Origin of the sequence: Bacillus salipaludis (genome assembly GCF_030938565.1) — a bacterium.
GTDB classification, from domain to species: domain Bacteria; phylum Bacillota; class Bacilli; order Bacillales; family Cytobacillaceae; genus Neobacillus; species Neobacillus salipaludis_A.
In genome coordinates this window covers 3,316,250-3,336,876 of record NZ_JAVGVR010000001.1, presented here as the reverse complement: position 1 = coordinate 3,336,876, position 20,627 = coordinate 3,316,250, and the positions used below count along the sequence as shown (strand labels likewise).

Here is a 20,627-nt window from a genome sequence, read left to right as displayed (position 1 = left end):
ATAATCAAAAATTGCCATTCCCAAAGAGCAACCAAATGCGACTGAAAAGGCTGTATCAACATTCCAACTATGTTTAAAATAAATGAACCATTCAAAAGGTTTAAGGTCTAAAAAACTGGCTAGAAAATATCTAACCAGTTTTTTAGATTACAGTTGACGGGACTGCTTTATCTTCCTTGAAGAGACTGGAATGCTGCTCACGCATGATAATAGCAATGCTACAAGTAATAAACTAACGAAAAATCCAAAGCTAAGGCTGAAACTTGATGTCACGTTTAGGATTCGGCTCGCTATTGATGGGCCAAATGACATTCCTAAAAAGTTGATTAAGTTATAGATCCCCAGCCCCATTGCACTTTTTTCCTTCTTTATCGTGTGGGGAATATCAATATTGATGACAATGGTAAGGATTGTAAAGCTTATATTAATAAGGGCAACTCCAACACTAGCCACTGCAAATTGGTATACTCCAAAGATGGCTAATAGCAGAAATCCAATGAATTGAAGCACGACAGCAACGACCAATTGACCATTCCCTTGGATGCGGGTTATAGCTGGTCTTATTACGAAGCTCAGCAAAAAGGAAAAGAGTGATATCCCCGCCAAAATAAAGCCAGTTTTCAAGGCAGAGACATGAAACTGCTGTCCTGCTAATAACGGAAAAAGAAAAATAATTCCCACCATGGCAGCACTATTAATAAAACTAAGTAATAGGAACCGATTAAAGGCATAGAATCGAAAAACTGACAGATCCATAAATATCCCGACATCTTGACGTTTGCCATGGATCCCCATAAAAAATACAGAGATTACTGTAATGATTAGCAAATAACCATCTAATTTGACTCCTAAAATAAACGTCACGACAAAAGTCAATAAATAGATGAAGCCTAAAAAATCAAACGGTTGGGTAAGCTTCTTATGATTGGCATACCCGGAGGGCACAAACAAAATAATTCCTAACAACGTAAAAATAGCCATACTCATTAATAAAAATAGGGAGTGCCAGCCCCAAAAATGAGTAAAGAAGCCTCCGAGCAAAAATCCTATTCCTGAACCAAGTGATAGACAGGCACCTATTAATGTTAGAGCCAGATTTCGTTTAGGGAAGGTGAGATACTGATTCGTCAGGATCATTGATAATGCAATAAACGAGCTACCACCCGCTGCTTGAATAATCCGGGCCAAGACCACAATGATAAAATCATTCGTCGTGTACCCTATAAGGGAACCTGTAACGAATAAACTAATCCCAATTATCAACAAACTTTTAATTTGAAAATAAGAGGCTAGCTTACTATAAGTAATCGAACCACAGGCAATCACTAAAGTATAGGAAATAACCACCCAGCTAATTTTGGAAGCTGTCACCTCAAGCCCATTCATCATATCAAATAAGGCAACATTAAACAGAAGTGAATTGGCTACCCCGGATAAAACAATTAAACATAATGTGATAATCAACCTATTCTCTTTTTGATTCATCTATTTCGCCTCCGTTATATTAAAGTCATAAAACTTTAGAACTAATAACCAAAAAAGGAGGCTACATTAAAGTGTAGCCAAAAAACCAGGTAAATAGCGTGTGAATGTCTCCTCATTTAATGAGACATATTTTATGACACCCTCACGGTCAATCTTCACCAGCTCTGCTTCGGATAAAATTTTTAAATGATAGGAACCATTGGACTTACTTACACCTAAACTCCTTCCTATATCCGTACACATCGGGCGATTGTTTCCGTAATACAATAAGCGGATGATTGCGATCCTTTTTTCATCTGCTAAGGCATTAAATATTTTTATTCGTTGCGTATCGTTTTGTTCTAAAGTCATATGACTATTATATTATTAGAATTCAAATTGTCAACTTCTTTGCCGAATACTTTCTTGGATTTGGCCGGGATGCACAGATTATTCAACCAGTTCAGGTAGAATGTTCGTTTGTAGCCATACGTCTATTTGTTCCATAGCTTTAGATGTACTTTCTCGAAACATAAATTCCCGGATTTGAGCACGGTGATATTTTATAGAGGTCCATTCCAATCATATTCTTGAAAGGAATCTGTAGATACTTCTACTTGCTTTGCAACGTATTCAATAATCTCTTGATTTATTTCCTGCCTTCCTTTTGGAAAATGACCCTAATATTGAAAAAATTTTAGGGAAACAGCAAATCCAAGTCGTTACTTCCATATTTATTTCCAATTAAACGCATCTCTTATGGAATAACTGAAAAGTGTTCAATGAGTTCCTCTAACACCCAAGTTTGCTTCACATTATTGACCCTTCCCTTATGGTACTTATCAAAAAAATTTTATAGAATTTTAAAAAAAGATCTGGAATCCAGAGCTTTTACCGTTATTAATTATTACTTTGCCCCTGGTTACAGCAACGCTGGTACTGGGCCTAAAAAGTATGTTTACAATAAAAAAAACGAAAAAAACTGAAAAGAATCGTAAAAACCGTTTCAAATACACTTGCCCCGTTAGCACAATAAGAATATGAGCTGCTGCCGCAACTCATTATGATTTTGAACTCTTGCAACGGTTAATTGAAGAAAGACCAGATTTATTCAGAGTATAACCAAGGGATAGCTGGTGGTATCCCTGCTTCCGATAAGAGATAGATAAAAACGAAAAAGAAACAAATAAGCACCCCAAACACCATAACCATTATGGAAAGTCCCATATTTGCCTTTTTTATGAGACCGATAATTCCACAAATAAAACTCACTACTCCTAAAAACAGTTCAAAGAAAGCGACTGAATAGACAGAATAATGCTCCATAAAATAGACTCTTACAGAATTAAGAAGGATTATCCAAAATAAAAATATCGTTTGCAATGTCAGTCCCAAATATAGCAGTTTCATTCTTCAGTATCCACTCTCCAACGGTTTAATTTATATAAATTTTACCATATATAACCAAACTGCTGTTAAACTAACCTGCCCCCATTAGTGGAACAAGAAAAAAGGGCTGCCGCAGCAATCCCCTGTTCAACTTAAACACCCGTTTGTTTAAGTATAATCCTTCAAAATCTTTTTCGTTACAACGGTGTAGGAGTATAAATTTGTTCGTCAAAATTTAATTCTAGAAGTTGACCAGCTTGCACCAAACCAGCTCCAAAACCGTACATGAGAACTCTGTCTCCATTTTTAACTTTTCCCTCACGTATTCCCAGGTCAAGAGCTAAAGGAATAGTTGCAGCAGAAGTATTTCCAAAGTTGACTAGGCTATAAAGAGTTTTTTCCATTGGGAATTCTAATTTTTCACAGATTGGCTCTATGATCCGTAAATTGGCACTATGAGGTACAAACCAATCAACCTTGTCTAAACTCAATTGTGTTTTATTCAAAATTTGTCTAACACTAGTAGGAACACTCCTTACAGCCCACCGAAAAACTTCCCTACCATTTTGTACAAGGCATTTCGTATCGATTAACTCAATCTCATTAACCTTGTTTGAAAGTCCAGTTTGATATACATTCTGTGCTCCACTTCCATCACTTCCCAAATGGAATCCAATGAAACCTTTTGATTGTTCATCCCTTTCAACCATTACAGCCCCAGCTCCATCACCAAATAAAACACATGTGCTTCGATCGGTATAATCCGTTATCTTTGAGATTGTATCAGCACCGATTACCAGAATCTTCTTGTGAAGTCCAGAGGCAATATAAGTGTTTGCTGTATGCAGAGCATATACAAATCCTGCACACGCTGCACTTAAATCAATGGCGCCTGTTTGTTTGATATTTAATCGTTCTTGTATGATGCTTGCGACAGATGGAAACGGAAAATCTGGAGTGCTTGTTGCCACGATGATCATATCTACATCTTCGACTTTTTTATTATATCTGTGCATTAAATCCTTTACTGCAGCTACACATAAATCACTGGTAAATTCATCAGGGCGACTAATTCTGCGTTCACGAATTCCTGTTCTATGAATAATCCAATCATTAGTTGTTTCAACCATTTGTTCAAGATCGAAATTTGTTAGCTTTTTTTCGGGCACATATGTACCAATAGCAGTTATTCTCGAACCTATCATAGTATCCACCCCATATTTTTATTATAAGTTGGTATTAGTACCTGGTTATAATTATAGTGATTTATATTATTAAAAATCAACTTTTTTACATAACAAAAAGGTTACTCCTTTTTGAACTAACCTGCCCCGTTAGTTCAATAAGAAAAGCCGCCGTAATGGCAGCTTTTTCGATCCTCCTGCACGTTTAATCCTTGAAGCAGTCCTTACATCGCCGCCAGCTAAATGGCTTACTGACTTTATCTGCTTCATCGGATAATTCAGTTATGTCGGTTGAACAATATTTTGGATACCGTGTTGTATATGTTCCAATCCGAGAAGGAACTGTTAGATGGCGACACCCCACTTTATGAAGAACATTCCCCGTCTTTCCTCCCGCATAGTTAAATACGAAACCATTACTATTCTTCTTACACCAATCCTCATAATCCCTTTCTTGATTGTAAAATGGCGGTAACAACGACAATCACCTCTCTTCTCAAAACATAACTCTCAAAAAGTTAATTAAGTAATTATTCCTTATTTTTATAGGAAATCCTTCCTAAATTAAAAAAAGGCGACCATTTCTGTCACCCTCATTTTATCCCTCTTTATTTTTACTACTTATGGCGTTCTTTGACCTTATTAGTGTGCTTTTACTTATCCCCGTTGCTTCACTACTTGCTTATATGAATGGGTTTCCAGCAGCTTCAAAGCATGTTCAATTTGTTTTTTACCATACTTTTTCGGCCTGCCTTCTCGAAAGTCGTCACGTTGTTTTGCAATTGCCTCGCCTTCTTGTGTCCGTTCAACGATCATATCCCTTTCAAATTCAGCAAAAGCCAGCATGACACTTAATATTAGCCGACCTGTTGGCGTATGCTCGACTAATCCCATGTTTAACACATAAACTTTAATTCCTTTTTCAAAAAGCCCTTTAATGTAAACTGCCCCGTCGAATAAAAAAAGGGCTACCTCAGCATAACGGGTTCGGTTATAGAGTAGAAAAACTCAATTTGCACACCAATTCGCACCTTAATTAGCAATTAAATTCTCGGTAATTTCACATAAGAAAACGCACAGTGATTGGTCCTCTGTGCGTTTCTATGTTTATGGAATTGTTTGAATGAACTTTCCGAAGGTTTTATGGGAATTTATGTTAAAATAAATACAAGGAAATTGAAGAGAGAAAGGGAGAGGAAAAATGTTCCCCATACTAGAAACAGAGAGATTATTGCTTAGAGAAATTTCAAAGGATGATGCAGAGGGCATATTCGCTTGTTTTTCTAATGAAAATGTTACGAAATATTATGGTCAAGAAACTTTAGAAAGTAAAGAACAAGCAGAGTCATTTGTCGATTTCTTTGCCAACAGTTACAAGGAGAAAAGAGGAATACGTTGGGGAATTGAAATAAAAGGAACCCAAGGAATAATTGGCACTATTGGATTTAATGCTTGGTCACCGAAACATAGACGAGCAGAAATCGGTTATGAAATTCATCCTGAACAATGGAGAAAGGGTTATACCTTTGAAGCCGTATCTAAAGTTGTTCAATATGGATTTAATGAATTTGCTCTAACTCGTATCGGTGCAGTTGTCTTTATGGATAATGAAGCATCTAGTAATTTGCTTACCAAAGTTGGATTTCAAAAAGAAGGCATTCTGAGGGATTATATGTACCAAAATGGGAAGGCATATGATACATATGTTTATTCATTACTTAAAAATAATAGATAGAGGAAGATGACAATATTTGAACAACAAGACCGATTGCTTACTCGGACTTGTTCTCATTATTGTTGCATATAGGATAAACTTCATCCGTCATCTGTTCCTATTGAATTAACATAACAAATAGTATCCAAATTAGCAGGGGTTTTAACATATCAATTAGCAACAGTCTGCTAGACAGCAGACTGTTGCTATTTACTATGCGAATTATTGTGATGTTTTTAGTACTAAAACAGTATAAACATTGTTATAACAACAAAAATAGGGATACCAATTCTTGTGCGAATTAATATCCCTTTTAGGTTGTTACTTAATGTTTTCTACTTCAAAACCAAACCCGTTAACCTCAGCAACCCCATCTTTAACATAAGCACCTGTTAGTGAATGAACATTATTTGTGTGGTAAAGGTTTTTCAGGGCGATTAGGACAGTATGTACAATCTGGATCACTACATTTGGATTCAGTCCAGTTATTACATTGAGGGCAAAAATAAGCATCAAAATCTTCATAGTATACTAAATTAAATTTGCAATCAGAACAGCTTTGGTTTTGGTCAATATGACCATAAAATTCAAAGTAATCAATTATTACCTTGTCGTCATCTTTTACTTCAATTTTCATAAATTTGCCCCTATCTTTTATTAAAGCACCCGTTAGGGAGCTTAATAAGGAAGTCTATTCTTAATTAGTATTGACAGGTAGATTATTATTCTGACTTCGATTTCTAACCCCTAAAGCAATTGCAGCTCCAATACAGCTAGAAAGGCACCCTACTACCAAATAAATTGATGGAGTTGATTCACCAATTAAAACAGAAGCAACCCCTCCAATTACTGGGAATAGAGCTACCATATACCCGCTTTTTGCCCCTCCAATTTTTTCTACAAGTTTTAAATAAAATAGCCAAGCCATAAAAGAAGCAATCAAAGTTAAATATAGCAAAGCAGATAAATATGTAACTGTTGTTGGAAGTATAATTTTATTTCTTTGGAACAGTACAATTACCCCCATTAAAATACTAGCAATTGTAAAACCAATAGCATTTGCATAGATAGGGTTAATCTTTCTATTAGCATTTCTTGCAGAACTTGCATCACCAACAGCTGTTAGAATCGTACCTAACAAAGCAATCATGATTCCTTTTAAATCAGTAAGTCCTTGAAAATTATTTAAGTTCGGATAGATTAGGACACATACTCCAAATACCCCTAAAATTCCCCCAATTAACACGCGAGAATATAATTTTTCTTTTAAAAAAACACGGAGAGCAATCGGAGTCAATATCACTTTTAACGAAAAGATTAATGTTACAATGGCCGCAGAGCTCAAAATTGTGGCGTAATAAAGGCACAGATAACTTAATGCAAAGTTACATACACCAAAAACTATAATAAACGGAAAATCTTTTGAACGTGGTCTCCCCTTTGGTTTAAGGAACCACACAAGAACTAAAAATAAAAAAGCTGTCATAACTAAACGATATGTTAATGATAATTCCAAACTGACGGGTGTTCCTTGAATTTTCACCGCAATAAAATTTAGCCCCCATACCATTAAGCAAAATATGTACATAAAATTTGTCATAGCATTACCTCATTCTACTATTTATCTTAATATGTTAATAACTTTTCAAAAAGTAATTGTAACAAATTTGAAGGAGTCAATAAATCATGATTTGAACATTTTTCTTCTTCCACTAAACTGCATCCGTTAGCACAATAAAAAATGCTGCATCGATGGCAGCATGATCTTCAATATAAGCACCCGTTAGCTTATTAACAATCAGTTTCCGTATTTATCATCTCTTACTGGAATGGCATTTTCTTTCGGGTGGTTAAAAATGTCTTCATAAGGATTTAGTCACCTCATTAGGAATGGACAAGGGTTTTTAAAAATATATTCCTTCACTTTATAGATAGTTCCTTCCCAATGAAAAAAGGACTGCCGAACAGCCCATTTGTTGTGTAATTAAAGCACCCACTAGTGCAAGTGAGTAAATGCATAAACAATAGCCCTCGTTTATCAGACGGTTAGATGACCTTTTCCATCTTGTATTTCTGAAGATAATCTAGAAAAATATCCTGCCATTACTGCTGGTGACTTTTTGTATGAAAGATTGGTTGAGATTGGCTTAATAAAGAAATAATGCGTCAGGATATTAGATAAATATAATTAATTATTCCAATTCAAGTATTGTCACAAAGTAAAGGATGCACGTTTTAGCATCCTTTACTTATGATATGATTCTCCGTAACGAGTCTAAACGAGGTCTCACTAACCCCTTACACCAAGTATTCGATTTCACCAATTTATGAATAACCTGCTATTTCCATATACATAGGACAAGTTTTTCTTTACTCTTTTTTTATTTTTCAAACCCAACATAAAAAGGATGGAATTACCAAACTTGTAAATAGCTCAAAAAGGCTTATTGGCATTAATATCTTATAAATATGTATTGCTTTTTACCTTTTTATAATACTTTTATTTTTCATTCTAGTTCGTGGTATCGTTAGTATTCCATTTGCATAATACCGCTAATTATTGAGAATATTCCAATTCCAATACAAATTAAGCAGACAGTTCTTGAATTCTTTTTGGATGATTTAAGGAAATATAATAAAAATCCTAATAAAACCAAAAGAATACCTATTATGATACTTGACCGATAAAATAGCGGGGCGAGGTTTTCAAGAGTATTATCTATTGCATTTTCAATTTTTTGTTCCATATTTGTTATACCTCCATGCAGTTAATCTTTCTTGTCATTATGTTAATGACGATCACACTTATAAATACAAGAATGATTGTAAAAATAATGATTGAACTATCTGCAGATATAGAACCTGCCACGATGTTACTTAATAGCGAGCAAAGCAAAACTGAGGATATAATAGTGGTCGGTATAGACTTTTTTATAAAGCCGATCGCCAGAGAGATAATACCAACACTAACCGCAGAAATAGACATATAAAATGTAGTTTTGGCAGCCCTACTTATCATTTCAAAAGTGATGTTTCCGTCTACCACTGGGGAAATGGATTCACTAATACCAAAAATAATAAATATGCTTATGCTTGAGGTGATCATTGCAGTTGCCACAAACAGTGAAACCACAGAAATCTTTGCCAGAAAAACCTTTCTTCTGCTGATAGGGTATGAGAATAGCAGAATGGTGCGTTTCCCTGCATATTCTTCAATTACTATTTTTGAAAACATTACTGATGATAATAAGCTGAAGGCAAACATACAGATTGTGTTAAATAATGGAATGATATTTTCATATCCTGCAAACATTTTCATGTCCGGGTCTTTTGGCTCAATCTTTGGAGCATAGGCGAAAAGATATATTATTCCTAACATACATATTCCAATGATAGAGGCTGCAATAATGTATGTACGAATATTGTTTTTTTTTCAATTCAAGTTTCAATAAGTTAAGCATGTTGTTTCATTCCTCCATGCACAATATTAAGAAAATATTCTTCTAATCCATCTGCAGAATCCTTTTCGATAGTGGCTAACTCTATTTCTTGAACAATACTCCCATCTACGATGATCCCTATGACATCTGCGATATGTTCGATTTCACTTAAAATATGGCTGGAAACAAGTATAGTCATATCATGTTTTTTTACAAGGTCTTTAAAAAGCTCCCTCATTTCCCGTATTCCCACTGGATCTAGCCCGTTAATAGGTTCATCCAAAATTAAAAGTTTTGGCTGATGGATGATTGCTCTTGCTATCCCTAAACGCTGACGCATACCTAGAGAAAATTGAGAAACAGGTTGATTACCTATATCATGTAACCCAACTGTTCCTAATGTTTTTTGAATATCTGTATTTTGAATTCCCATATAGGAAAGATGAATTTCTAAATTTTCAATAGCGGATAAATGTTCATAAAAAATGGGAGTTTCTATCATGTTTCCTACATCCCTTAGAATACAATTTTCACCAATTTGAATATCCTTGCCGAAAATTTCTATTTGTCCGGCAGTGGGATGAAGTAATCCTAATAGCAGTTTAAAAATTGTTGTTTTTCCAGCTCCATTTACACCCAATAGTCCATAAACGCTTCCTTTTGAAACGGTCATGTTACAATTTTTTATGACTTCTTTTTGATTGAAGGTCTTTACTAATCCAGAGATTTTTACAGCAGATTCAAATTCCAAGTCGAATCCCTCCTAAAGTTTACATACATATAAATGTATGTATATTTGTAAAAGTAAACTGCCGATTGGCAGTCCACTTTAGATAGAAATAGCTTTATGAAATTTTTCAAGGGTAGCAAGTATCTGATCATCAATAACCGGGAGCCCGATACTATTAAATAATTCTTGTAGATGTTTTGCTTTTAACAGATATTCTTCTGTATCTACTGAAAATATAATTGGACTTAACCAAATATTAGTCAGCAGCATATATGTTTCTGATGTCTGTTTAGGATATTGAACAGAAATAGAACCGTCTATTACCCCTTCTTCGATAAAAGCAAGGATATCAGGAGCTCCTGAATGGACACATTCCTGTAGTTGTTTCGCAATCAATTTAGGGTTGTTTAGGATGTGGGAGATCGTTTTAACGGCTTCTACTTGTCCAATATTTTCAAATGACAGTAAAAATGCCATTCTTAACTTTTCCAGTCCGTTTAATCCAGAGATTTTTTTAGCCTCTTTGAACGGGTCGTTTTCAGTTGCCAGTTGATTGAGAACAGCGTCTATAATATCCTCTTTAGATTTAAAGTGATGGTAAAATGCACCTCTGGTTAAATCCCCCAAATCATCTACGATATCCTGGATGGTAGTTTCTTCCCATCCCTTTTCCAAAAACAACTTTGTTGCGGTATCCAAGATTCTTTTTTCTGTTATTTCTGGATATTTATTTCTTGGCAAGATGCTACCTCCATACATACATTTATATGTATGTATAATATCTCTTATTTACGTGAATGTAAAGTATTACTAGTAGTATTTTAACCCTCCACAAAATCAATTTACTTATGCTGTTCCAATAATACCCTTTAATCAACCCACTTTATCTGAACTATAATACCATTATTTTACATAAAAATCATGATACTTTTTTGCTAACCTGTCTGTCAGTGGAACAAGAGAAAGTAGGGAAACCTCTCTCGAGGCTTCCCCCTTATCAAACCGTACGTGCCCTATTAAGGCATACGGCTTACCAAATGTTACAATGTTTATCAAGAGGATGCATTCCAGGCATTTTGCATCTTTTGTAAGCGATGAGGGGTAAAATATTCCTCACCTTTTTCTTTTGCTCTTTTGACTTTGTATTGGAATCTTCTTTTTGCAGATTTACTCATATCGCTTAGGTATTGTTCTATAGTGTATCCGTAGGCTTTATTTAGATAAAGCCAATAGGATGGGATTAGTTTAATCTTTAAAAAGAATTCGTTATTCCAAAGGGTATTCATTCTCATACCTTTTCTTTGGGTTGGGTGCTTATGGATTAACGCAACACGCAGTCTTTTTCTTATATATCCATCAATTCGCTCAAGAATTTTCCTTATCCATCGAGTTCTACAGTGACTCTTTTGTCCGTATTCTTCGTTTGCTTTTACCGCTTTGATAATAGTCACATAGTAATTTACCTTACCTCTAATAATAGGATTTACCCGATTTATCCATTCTTCTTTGCTAAGAGTTAGGGATTTCCTAGTCTTTTCCTTGATTTTCAATCGAAAATCCCTGATGGATTCTTCCTTTGGTGTAACATTAAAGAAGGGTTTATTATCTTTCCTTCTCTTTGTCCAATGATGGAATGTGAACCCTAAAAAGTCAAAGTCGTCCTTATCAAAGTTGACAACTCTGGTCTTCTCTTTAGAGATTTCCAGTCCCAACTCAGCTAACTTATTCTTAGTTAAGGTAGCCGCCTTCTTGATTTCTTCGTTTGATTTAGCAAATAACAAGAAATCATCTGCATATCTGACAAATCGAATACCATTCAAGTCCCACTCCCAGTCAAGTTCATTAAGGTATACATTTGCAAGTAGTGGTGAGATGACGCCGCCTTGAGGTGTGCCATAGTCAGAATGGATAAGTTTCCCCTCTTCCATGTGCCCAGCCTTTAACCATTGTTCAACCAAACTCAGGACCGTACGGTCTGACACATATTTCTTTAAAACCCCAATCAGTTTATTATGGGGTATATTGTCAAAGAAACCTTTTATATCACAATCGTAAATATGGTTATATCCTTGTTCAATATTCCAGAGGATTATTTGCAGGGCTCTTTGTACCCCTCGATTCGGTCTGTATCCAACCGACCAGTTATGAAACAACAAATCTTCAAATTTTGGCTGTAGTACATTTACAATACTTTGTTGAACTATGCGGTCCCCGATAGTTGGAATACCTAAAGGACGTTTCTTTCCATTCTTCTTTGGTATGTATACTCTTCTGACTGGTTGAGCTTGGTAAGTCTTTGCTCTCAATTTGTTTAGAAGTTCCATGATGTTTTCTTGTAATTTGGCATCATAACTTTCAATTGTTTCTCCGTCGATTCCTCCTGCCCCTTTGTTTGCTTTAACTTGTTCGAAGCTTTGGGTTAATTTTCGGTCAAACAATATCTGCCCATATACACTGTGTAATTTAAACTTCCACTCTTGATTCATTGCGTATTCCACGCCTTTCCTTGATGTACATTCAAACGGTTTTACCGCAGTAACATGATTGTTTACATTACACCTAGTTAATGGCTTGGAGCCATAGGTCGTTCCCCTTCCGTTCACTCGATGTTATGGTCATCGAATTACTTCCGTACTATGAGAACGTCTGACTTCTCCACCCGTTCCTCGTCATTTCGGATTACCCTTATAGACTAGAACCCTGCCTGTTTGGTAAGGTGGAGACCTCACGGGGTTATCGCATTTCCCTTCTAGACATACCCTGCACCACCACGTTATAAGTCACATTTTCTCGCTCTGACTTCTAAAGAAAATGCCCCTTTAGCGGGCTTCCTCACTTTTCGAAGAGTCGCCAACTTATCCCGCCGCCGTGCTTCACACTTATTGCATTAGGGTCTATCTAGTTGCCTACGGGTCTCTCGACTTACCGCATCTCCTTCAGACAATACCTCACGGTATTGCCCTAGATTAAGCTTCCCGAGCTAGGTCAGTCTCCTCGGAGATGGACTTTCACCATCTGGGATTCAGTATCATCATCATCAACCAGTCGTTTCACCGAGATGACGTCTCTGTCAGATAATGAAAAGAAGAGTGTCGACAGATCAACACTCCATGCGACTGCCCGTCGCACAAAAAGAGCCGCAGCTGCGACCCTTTTGTTCAACTCAAGCACCCATTAATTGAAGAATATGATTTGTTCCCCTTGTCATCTCTATTTACTAACTTTACTGTCAAATGTTCAGGTTTGTATAGGTAACTAAATTTGAGGAAAAAGTTTATTTATAAGTTCTTCAAGCTTTCCTAATAAATTAGTAAATTAAGTATTAAATAATGTTCCATTTAGTGCTTCAATATACCTTTTTGCTGACCTTTGAACCACCAAATCTGCATCTTCTCTAATAATCAGATTAAATGCGTCATATAATCGATTAAATGTAAAATCATTTACCCTATCTGCAATTCTTTCAACTGTTACTCTGGGCAGAGGAATGAAGTTAGGATAACTATACATAAAACTTACCCACTTACGATCAGCCGCCACGCGTACTATATCTCCACTCAATAAAATTCCCTTTTGACTGCTTCCATTTTTCCACTCTAAAACAGTACCGCCTTTATAATGTCCTCCAATTCTTTGAAGGATAAGACCTTCCTGCAATTCTAGAGATTCTCCAGACCAAAAAATGATTTTCTCGCTGGTTCTAGTCACCCATTCTTTATCATCTTCGTGTATGTAAATTGGAGCATCGAAAGTTTCAGCCCATTCTACTTGACTAGAGTAATAATGGGGATGTGATAATGCAATAGCATCAATTCCGCCTAATTTATTAATATGTGAAATGGTTGATTGATCAATATATGTGATACAATCCCACAATAAGTTGTAATTTTTATCTTGTACAAGATATGCTGTCTGTCCGATTCCAAAACTTGGATTGGTCTTTATGCTATGTAATCCTTCTTCCTGGAGCTTAATGATATTACTATATGTACCCACCTTTATCAGCTTTTCTAATGTGGTCCACACCTGACCTTTGGAACTAACAAATTGTCTTTCTTCCCCGCAAATCAAACATTGTTTTGGTGCTTCAATTGAGCTTTCATACTGAACACCACAAGTTTCACAAATAAAGTTTTTCAAAAAATATCTCTCCTTTACTTATTCACTTCCTATTTACTCTCTTTTAAAATTCACTTAACAATCCAATAATCCTTCTTCAAGTAAACTGCCCTTTCTGGAACCGAGCAGGGTGAAAATAGTGCCACTATCCATTTAAGCTCCCATCTTCACATTGCCTAATTATGTATATTCTGTAAGCAACTACATATTCCTTATTCAACTAACCTGCCCCTTTAGTCCAATAAGAAAAGCTGCCACAATGACAGCTCGTTCTACAACTCTTGCACCCTATAATTGAATAACGATACTAAAAATTAAAGCAAAAATTAAAGAACAAACTAATATCCATATTATTTCTATACGCATAAAAGAAATCATTACACTGCGATTCTTTATATTCGCAATATGTTTGGCAACTTTTAGATTGATTGGCACAAAAAATACAGAAAACAGAAATCCGCCTGAAATTGAAATACAAAGATGAATTATTGCAAATTAGAAGTTAATTCTGATACAAAACTCCCTATTATAAAAACTGGAACCCCCGCCCATAAAAAGAATGTTAAAACTAACTTTTTCTTTGTTATGAACAAGAGTATTGTACAATGCCAATCAATTTTTTAATACGGAAATTATTTCATTCTCTTTGTTGAACTAAACTACCATTTATTCAATAGAGTAGGAGGGGAAATTTAATCCCCGACCTCTCACACCACCGTACGTACGGTTCCGTATACGGCGGTTCAATCTTTAAGTATCGTAACTCATAAAGTTGGGATATATCTTTTAATCCCCATTTTGTGAGTTTTTCTTTTGTTATCGCTTGATGCAGAATCTCACTTTTAGATATCCGCCAGTATCCCTTACGGGAGTTTGCTAATTTCATGGCATCATCATGATTAATTCCATATTTACGAAGCATCCTGTACTTTGTCCTTAGCTTTTTCCATCTCTTCCAGATGAGTTGTCTGAGTCGGTGATTTAACCATTTTTGAGTTTTTACAATGAATTTCTTCATTCGGGATATCCCGTAGTAGTTAATCCACCCTATGGTTACTTGGTTTATTTTCGTTACGATTTCTTTGAACTCACCCGGGCATTTTCGACCGGTTATTTTCCTTAGTTTATTTTTAAATCGTTGTTTTGCCGACTCACTTGGTCGGCAACCGACTTTCCCATGAGGTTATGTATATTGAACCCAAGGAATGTAGCCGAAGTTGCACCACACACTGTACTTTTCTTTTGGTTTATAACTAGTCCGAGGTCTTTCTCGATGTAGCTTGCAACGCTGTCCATTACCCTTACGCCTGCACGTTTACTTTTGACATAGATGACGAAGTCATCCGCATATCTAATAAAACGGTGCCCTCTCTTTTCTAGTTCTCTATCCAGATTGTTCAAATAGACATTTGCTAGAATCGGGGATAACGGACCACCTTGCGGTGCTCCCTCTGTGGTTTCGATATAAATATCTTTGTCAAGAATGCCTGAACGAAGAAATTTCCAAATCAGTTTAAGGACAATTTTATCCGAAATGAACTCCTCTAAATAAGCTCTAACTCTTTGGTGATGAATTGTGTCAAAATAACTTTTCAAGTCACAGTCCACCACTACTCTGTATCCTTCTTGATAATACCGTTCGGCAAGTTTGATTGCCTGGTGGGCATTCTTGCCTTTACGAAAACCAAAACTATTCTCAGAGAAGTATGGATCTATGATTGGTTCAATTACTTGGAGAATGGCTTGTTGTACCACTCTATCCAATACACATGGTATTCCTAGATATCTTTTGGAACCGTCCGGTTTTGGAATCGCAACCCTTTTGACAGGTTGGGGCTGGTAAGTTCCCTCCATAAGTTTCTGTTTAAGAGGTTGTAAGTATTTTTCCATATGTGATTTCAATTGATATACGGTAATCCCATCAACCCCGGGGGCTCCTTTGTTACTTTTCACTTTTTCATAAGCGTTCCAAAGATTCTCGTTTGCGATAACTTTATTGATTAAATTGATACCATCTTGTTCTTTCATACCCATGTTGGCATCCCTACGCACTCCTATGTAACCTTCGGTTTCAAACCTATTTCTTCATAGGTAGCCATCTTTTGGTCTATACCGCGATGTTTTCTGCGATTAGGCGGGGTGCCTACACCTCCTTGTTTTCCAAGATTTAAGATTGTTCAGTCCTTCATTTCCACTGGAAACTACTATGACCTCTGCTGACTTCTCACGATAAATCTTTTTTCAACCGAGCGAGTTCGCTCGTTCGTGAGACCTCCCCGGGTAAGAGCGATAACCTTCTTCTCATGTAACTGCTATATTTACTGTATGGGGTTCGGGCAGTATTGGACTTTATCTTGCTATGCAGATTCGTCCTCCCCAATTCAGCCTTGTATATAGTTTCTGTTCGTCAGTTCGAGAATTTGCCTCCAGCTTCCTTCAGATTCCACCTCACGGTGGACACCCTTGCTATTGGCTAACAGTTCCTACTGCCAAGCCTGTAGTGGACTTTCACCACCAAGTTATCGCCCATGCCGGGCGCACATAAGAAGAAGGGACCACCGTAGCGATCCCTTCTTTAAAAAATAAGCACCCCTTAGTATAAGTGCAACCCTTCACAAACTAACTCTAGAATAACAAAAAGGGAACCGCCAAAGCGTTCCCATCATTATCAAAAGCACCCTTTAAGAGCCAACTTGTAGCATCCTACTTCTTTTGATAATTTTTATATAACGCTGATTCCTACAACCGCTAACATATACATAGTTAAAAATTTGCCTCCCGTACCATCCATTATATAGATTATTGAGGACATTTTAGAGCTTGTACCTGATAGGGCAGAGAAGATAAAACAAATAAAAAATCCTATGCTTTATTGTGGTTGATAATCCTTATGTAATGGGTGTAACCCACGAACACGGTCAACCGTGACACATAACTCCATGCCAAACAAAAAGAGGACGCTCACAATATAGATCCAAAACGTGACCAGTGTTGTAAACGTTAGCGTCCCATATATCAATTCGTAATTCCCTAAATGATGGGTATAAATAACGAACAGCTGGCGTGCAACGTAAACACCTATTGTGGTCACAATCGCTCCTGTCAGCAAAGCTTTCGTCGAGAGTGCTGCCGAAGGTAGAATCCGATAGCAGAGAAAGCAGGTTACGAACATGAAGAACAAGAAGAACGTCCCTGACATGATGTGAACAATGTGAACCCATTCGAATCCATCAAATTTTGCGATACTCATGGCGACTTCGGGTGAAACCGCCGATAGAAGAGAAGACACAAGAATTAACAGAAGCAAAAAACCCAGCATCACGAACCCAATCACGTACTGCTTAATAAAGGAACGGTATTTACGAACTTCACAAATCGTGTCGAGCGTTGTTTGCAAAGACAGGAAACCGCCAATAGATGCCAACAGCAGTCCACCAATGCCCATTATCCCCACCGCAGTACGGAATTGAGTTAGATGATCGATGGTGGTCGTAACAAATGATTCCCCTTTCGGCATAGAAGGGATAAATGATTGAAACAGATGATCGAGAAACTGCTCAACAGCTGTACCGTCAATAAATAGAGATGCAAAAAAAATCAACAGCAACGTAAGAGGAATAGTCGAAGCAACTCCAAAATAAGCAATGATGGAACTTAAATACATAATATTGTGATGAAAAAAGCCTTGAATCAAAGTTTTGAAAAACACTTTTACTTTATGCACCTGCGACAAACCTTCCCTAGTATTCTGTCTATATAGTTTGTGCGGGTGGGTCCCATACAATGCAAAGCTTTCGCCGAGAAAAATGATTATACGAAAAAAATGCCTATCCTTCCTGGATCGGTACCTAACCCTTTGACAAACGTTTGTAAAAGGGAGAACTATTAATTTGGCTTCCGAATCCTTGGTTACACAAGTTAGAAAGCAATCAACAACATTTTTACGAACGCACCCGTTAGTTGAACAAGCACATTTTGTTCATAAAACGACGTCACTTTTCTTAAAGGTTTTTTTAAAATTTTGTTGAATTTGTAAGGTAAAACTAAACGAGGTGGAATGTTTATGAATTCAATTGTTTCTCCAATAACTTGTAAGGTAAATAATGTCTTTATTCATGTCAGTGACCTAGAAAGATCAGCAGAATGGTACAGTAAATTGCTTGGAATACCTTTTATAAAGGAAAATGTTTCATCTCCCGTTTACAATATCCCTATCTCAGCCGAAACAGGTATTACATTAGACGATCACACTTTAGATCCAAGTTTTCAATTAAAACCTTCTAATCATGTTTTATTTAATTTCTTCGTTAAAGATATTGATGAAGCATATAAATTTATTAAAGACAAAGGAATAACAATTGTTAAAAAAATAGAGCGAGTTGGGGATTTTGCCTATTTTAACTTTCAAGATTTGGACGGTAACGTTCTAATGATTTGTAATTGTTAAATGTTCCGAGCAAAGGTATTGTTTTACCTTTGCTCTTTATACATCAAGAAAACCTTTTTCAACAATCTCATTTGTGTCGCACCTTTCACATCAAATGCGTCCTATTATTAACTAACCTCCGTTACCACAATAAAAAAGCCGCCTGAATTGGCAGCTGGATCTTTAAGTATTGCACCTGATAGTTGAATTTGGAATATTTTACTTCACGTTTTCGTTTTGACAAAAGACAAAGTGATCATCTGGCCCCAAGACGTGCAGATCATCAGCAATATATCCGCGCAACCACAGCACACCTTCAATTCGTCTCAGATAGAAACCCTTCGGAAAGTCGACGTCTTCGGATAGTATCTCCGATGCTATTGTAACGGAGCCATACGGAGCTCGATGTCGCCAAAAAGGCTTCCCCGAATGACCTTCGGGTTGATCCAGATACTCCAATCTTAAGTGTGGTCCTAGCTCAAGGGGGCATAATTTTAAGCCAACCTTGTTCGCTTTTTCAAAAAGCTGGGGTATAGTAGCTCCTTCGGGAAAGCCAAGATCACGAACTTTGAGTTCAACAGCCCTCACACTGTATATCGTATCCGAAAAAGTAAATTTATCATCAGCGAACAGCCTCTCTCCAAGCTCATTCATCAAAATAGAATGTTGTTGCAATTTTTGAAGAAGCTGCGATTTCGTAAGACCGCCAACCTCGACTGTTTTAATAAGAGTTGGGCAATCGGGGTATATTTTATCTCTTTCAACACTCATTTAAAATCACTCCTTGCGAATTGGTAATATAAGCTTATGCTGCAATCTGTCCTGATTGCTGAAAAAGAATAATCTGAACTCTTCAACAATCCTGCCCCGTTAGACAATAAAAAAGCTGTCGATAATGACGTCTTGGCTCTTCAACTCTTGCACCCGTTACTTCAATAAGAAACCTTCCATTGATACAAATAAAATAAATATAGACACAATTATACTTAGACACCCCATTACTTTTCGTTCTTTTCTAAACTTGCTTCCAAATACTTTCCATTATATTCCTCACCTAATAAAAAGCTCGTTGAATAAACCATACCATTCCAAATGCTAATATGGCCACTGAGGTACCAGGGATAACCCATTTAATTGGTTTTAGGGTTAATTTCTTAATCCACAAAATGAGCGGAAATGCTATAGAAACGATTAATAATTGACCGATTTCAATCCCGATATTAAAAGATACAAGTGAAGTGACCATATGGTTCGTATCTAATCTCATTTCGGAAAGAATGCCTGCAAATCCGAATCCATGGATTAACCCAAAAGCAAAGGCAAGCCATGGCTGGTGTTTTGAGTCCTGATTAAAAATATTCATAAGTGCTACATAAATAATACTTAAAGCAATAGCGGATTCTACAAATCTGGTTGGTAGGTGAACAATATCGAAAGTTGCCAAAGCCAAAGTAATACTGTGTGCAATTGTAAAGGCTGTAACTAAGGAAAGAATATGCCGAATCGTTTTTGCTCCAAAAAGCAAACTGATGACAAACAGAATATGGTCATAACCTGTAAAAATATGTTTTAAGCCAAGCACCAAAAACTGTGTGGCATTCTGCAAGAAACTTATTTTACCAATCTCAAATTCCCTTGATTCGAATGTCAAAATCTTTTCTTGTTGTTTCCCGTCCATTTTTACTGCTGCAAAATTTGCATGACTTGGGTCGGAATCATCCATAAACATATTATATTCGACTACTAGTTTTTCTGGTTTATGGTTTGTTTTATATGCTAAATTTATAATGGCAAACGGCCGCTCCTTAATCATCTCTATATCCGTTTTTAATACGCTACCCTCAACCAATTCGCTGTCTGCATAAAGCTTGATATGGGAATTGATATAACGCTGCAATACCTTATGGTCAATTAACTCCTTTTGATCCATAGCCTTTTTAAGAGAATGTCCCAACTCCTCCAAATCAAGCTTTAATTCATAATCCAATGCATTCTTTTTAACCTCAATGGTTGAAAAACCTTCACTGTTGTTGGTATGAGCAAATACTGGGGAAGGAAGGAAAGAACTAAATGAAAGTAATAGGAGAAAAATAAAGCACCATAACTTTTTCATTATGTACACGTCCATTTCTTTTGTTTTCTTTCAATTATGTCTTGACAT

General features: G+C 36.5%; 18 protein-coding genes and 2 pseudogenes. 2 read left to right on the top strand and 18 right to left on the bottom strand.

Going from position 1 to position 20,627, the window contains the following annotated elements; all coding sequences use genetic code 11:
- Window positions 1–147: 147 nt before the first annotated feature.
- The 5 genes and pseudogenes from RCG21_RS16620 to RCG21_RS16600 form a co-directional block, all read right to left on the bottom strand.
- Window positions 148–1,485: an MFS transporter gene (locus tag RCG21_RS16620; protein WP_133340551.1), complete on the bottom strand. Its 1,338-nt coding sequence runs from the start codon at window positions 1,483–1,485 to the stop codon at window positions 148–150.
- A 66-nt stretch (window positions 1,486–1,551) separates the two neighbouring features.
- A complete protein-coding gene (locus RCG21_RS16615; protein WP_098573007.1) occupies window positions 1,552–1,836 on the bottom strand; it encodes an ArsR/SmtB family transcription factor in 285 nt (94 codons plus the stop codon).
- Window positions 1,837–2,571: 735 nt separating this feature from the next.
- Window positions 2,572–2,790, bottom strand: coding sequence for a hypothetical protein (locus tag RCG21_RS16610; protein WP_235824981.1), 219 nt, complete (start codon window positions 2,788–2,790; stop codon window positions 2,572–2,574).
- Window positions 2,791–3,050: 260 nt separating this feature from the next.
- Window positions 3,051–4,058: a ketoacyl-ACP synthase III gene (locus RCG21_RS16605; protein WP_133340555.1), complete on the bottom strand. Its 1,008-nt coding sequence runs from the start codon at window positions 4,056–4,058 to the stop codon at window positions 3,051–3,053.
- Between the two features lie 577 nt (window positions 4,059–4,635).
- A pseudogene (locus RCG21_RS16600) lies at window positions 4,636–4,973 on the bottom strand (recombinase family protein); the annotation flags it as partial.
- A 265-nt stretch (window positions 4,974–5,238) separates the two neighbouring features.
- Between RCG21_RS16600 and RCG21_RS16595 the strand changes: the two are divergent.
- Window positions 5,239–5,772: a GNAT family N-acetyltransferase gene (locus tag RCG21_RS16595; RefSeq protein ID WP_133340715.1), complete on the top strand. Its 534-nt coding sequence runs from the start codon at window positions 5,239–5,241 to the stop codon at window positions 5,770–5,772.
- Between the two features lie 385 nt (window positions 5,773–6,157).
- Here RCG21_RS16595 and RCG21_RS16590 read toward each other — a convergent pair whose 3' ends face one another.
- The 10 genes from RCG21_RS16590 to RCG21_RS16545 form a co-directional block, all read right to left on the bottom strand.
- On the bottom strand, window positions 6,158–6,388 hold the full coding sequence (locus RCG21_RS16590; RefSeq protein ID WP_133340713.1) for a hypothetical protein: 231 nt from the start codon (window positions 6,386–6,388) through the stop codon (window positions 6,158–6,160).
- A 60-nt stretch (window positions 6,389–6,448) separates the two neighbouring features.
- Window positions 6,449–7,351, bottom strand: coding sequence for a DMT family transporter (locus RCG21_RS16585; RefSeq protein WP_308913415.1), 903 nt, complete (start codon window positions 7,349–7,351; stop codon window positions 6,449–6,451).
- Between the two features lie 1,152 nt (window positions 7,352–8,503).
- The gene (locus tag RCG21_RS16580) at window positions 8,504–9,157 is read right to left on the bottom strand and encodes an ABC transporter permease (RefSeq protein WP_308914270.1); all 654 of its coding nucleotides are present in this window, start codon (window positions 9,155–9,157) and stop codon (window positions 8,504–8,506) included.
- A gap of 47 nt (window positions 9,158–9,204) precedes the next feature.
- Complete coding sequence (locus tag RCG21_RS16575; RefSeq protein WP_208025450.1) at window positions 9,205–9,942, bottom strand: ABC transporter ATP-binding protein; 738 nt, start codon at window positions 9,940–9,942, stop codon at window positions 9,205–9,207.
- Window positions 9,943–10,020: 78 nt separating this feature from the next.
- Entirely contained in the window at window positions 10,021–10,662 is a 642-nt protein-coding gene (locus RCG21_RS16570) for a TetR/AcrR family transcriptional regulator (RefSeq protein WP_133340679.1), read from the bottom strand.
- 311 nt (window positions 10,663–10,973) lie between these two features.
- Entirely contained in the window at window positions 10,974–12,407 is a 1,434-nt protein-coding gene (gene ltrA, locus RCG21_RS16565) for a group II intron reverse transcriptase/maturase (RefSeq protein WP_133340727.1), read from the bottom strand.
- A gap of 829 nt (window positions 12,408–13,236) precedes the next feature.
- A complete protein-coding gene (locus RCG21_RS16560) occupies window positions 13,237–14,061 on the bottom strand; it encodes an MBL fold metallo-hydrolase (protein WP_133340733.1) in 825 nt (274 codons plus the stop codon).
- 649 nt (window positions 14,062–14,710) lie between these two features.
- Window positions 14,711–15,154, bottom strand: a complete 444-nt coding sequence (locus RCG21_RS16555) for a group II intron maturase-specific domain-containing protein (protein WP_308914269.1) — start codon at window positions 15,152–15,154, stop codon at window positions 14,711–14,713.
- A gap of 5 nt (window positions 15,155–15,159) precedes the next feature.
- Entirely contained in the window at window positions 15,160–16,074 is a 915-nt protein-coding gene (gene ltrA, locus RCG21_RS16550) for a group II intron reverse transcriptase/maturase (RefSeq protein ID WP_308913373.1), read from the bottom strand.
- 835 nt (window positions 16,075–16,909) lie between these two features.
- Window positions 16,910–17,749: a YihY/virulence factor BrkB family protein gene (locus RCG21_RS16545; protein ID WP_308913414.1), complete on the bottom strand. Its 840-nt coding sequence runs from the start codon at window positions 17,747–17,749 to the stop codon at window positions 16,910–16,912.
- Between the two features lie 354 nt (window positions 17,750–18,103).
- On the opposite strand from RCG21_RS16545, the gene RCG21_RS16540 reads away from it, so the two are divergent.
- Window positions 18,104–18,487 (top strand): VOC family protein, encoded by a 384-nt coding sequence (locus RCG21_RS16540; protein WP_133340531.1) that lies wholly within the window; start codon window positions 18,104–18,106, stop codon window positions 18,485–18,487.
- Window positions 18,488–18,685: 198 nt separating this feature from the next.
- Here the strand turns inward: RCG21_RS16540 and RCG21_RS16535 are convergent, their stop codons facing one another.
- From RCG21_RS16535 to RCG21_RS16525, 3 genes and pseudogenes are all read right to left on the bottom strand, one after another.
- Window positions 18,686–19,237, bottom strand: a complete 552-nt coding sequence (locus tag RCG21_RS16535; RefSeq protein WP_133340529.1) for a helicase — start codon at window positions 19,235–19,237, stop codon at window positions 18,686–18,688.
- A 156-nt stretch (window positions 19,238–19,393) separates the two neighbouring features.
- Window positions 19,394–19,477, bottom strand: a pseudogene (locus RCG21_RS16530) (DUF3953 domain-containing protein); the annotation flags it as partial.
- 43 nt (window positions 19,478–19,520) lie between these two features.
- On the bottom strand, window positions 19,521–20,579 hold the full coding sequence (locus RCG21_RS16525; RefSeq protein ID WP_308913413.1) for a HupE/UreJ family protein: 1,059 nt from the start codon (window positions 20,577–20,579) through the stop codon (window positions 19,521–19,523).
- Window positions 20,580–20,627 lie beyond the last annotated feature (48 nt).

Bases quoted from the DNA above. Each gene is read 5' to 3' on its own strand.
- RCG21_RS16620 (WP_133340551.1), bottom strand. From the start codon at position 1,485: ATGAATCAAAAAGAGAATAGGTTGATTATCACATTATGTTTAATTGTT.
- RCG21_RS16615 (WP_098573007.1), bottom strand. From the start codon at position 1,836: ATGACTTTAGAACAAAACGATACGCAACGAATAAAAATATTTAATGCC.
- RCG21_RS16610 (WP_235824981.1), bottom strand. From the start codon at position 2,790: ATGGAGCATTATTCTGTCTATTCAGTCGCTTTCTTTGAACTGTTTTTA.
- RCG21_RS16605 (WP_133340555.1), bottom strand. From the start codon at position 4,058: ATGATAGGTTCGAGAATAACTGCTATTGGTACATATGTGCCCGAAAAA.
- RCG21_RS16595 (WP_133340715.1), top strand. From the start codon at position 5,239: ATGTTCCCCATACTAGAAACAGAGAGATTATTGCTTAGAGAAATTTCA.
- RCG21_RS16590 (WP_133340713.1), bottom strand. From the start codon at position 6,388: ATGAAAATTGAAGTAAAAGATGACGACAAGGTAATAATTGATTACTTT.
- RCG21_RS16585 (WP_308913415.1), bottom strand. From the start codon at position 7,351: ATGACAAATTTTATGTACATATTTTGCTTAATGGTATGGGGGCTAAAT.
- ltrA (WP_133340727.1), bottom strand. From the start codon at position 12,407: ATGAATCAAGAGTGGAAGTTTAAATTACACAGTGTATATGGGCAGATA.
- ltrA (WP_308913373.1), bottom strand. From the start codon at position 16,074: ATGGGTATGAAAGAACAAGATGGTATCAATTTAATCAATAAAGTTATC.
- RCG21_RS16540 (WP_133340531.1), top strand. From the start codon at position 18,104: ATGAATTCAATTGTTTCTCCAATAACTTGTAAGGTAAATAATGTCTTT.
- RCG21_RS16535 (WP_133340529.1), bottom strand. From the start codon at position 19,237: ATGAGTGTTGAAAGAGATAAAATATACCCCGATTGCCCAACTCTTATT.
- RCG21_RS16525 (WP_308913413.1), bottom strand. From the start codon at position 20,579: ATGAAAAAGTTATGGTGCTTTATTTTTCTCCTATTACTTTCATTTAGT.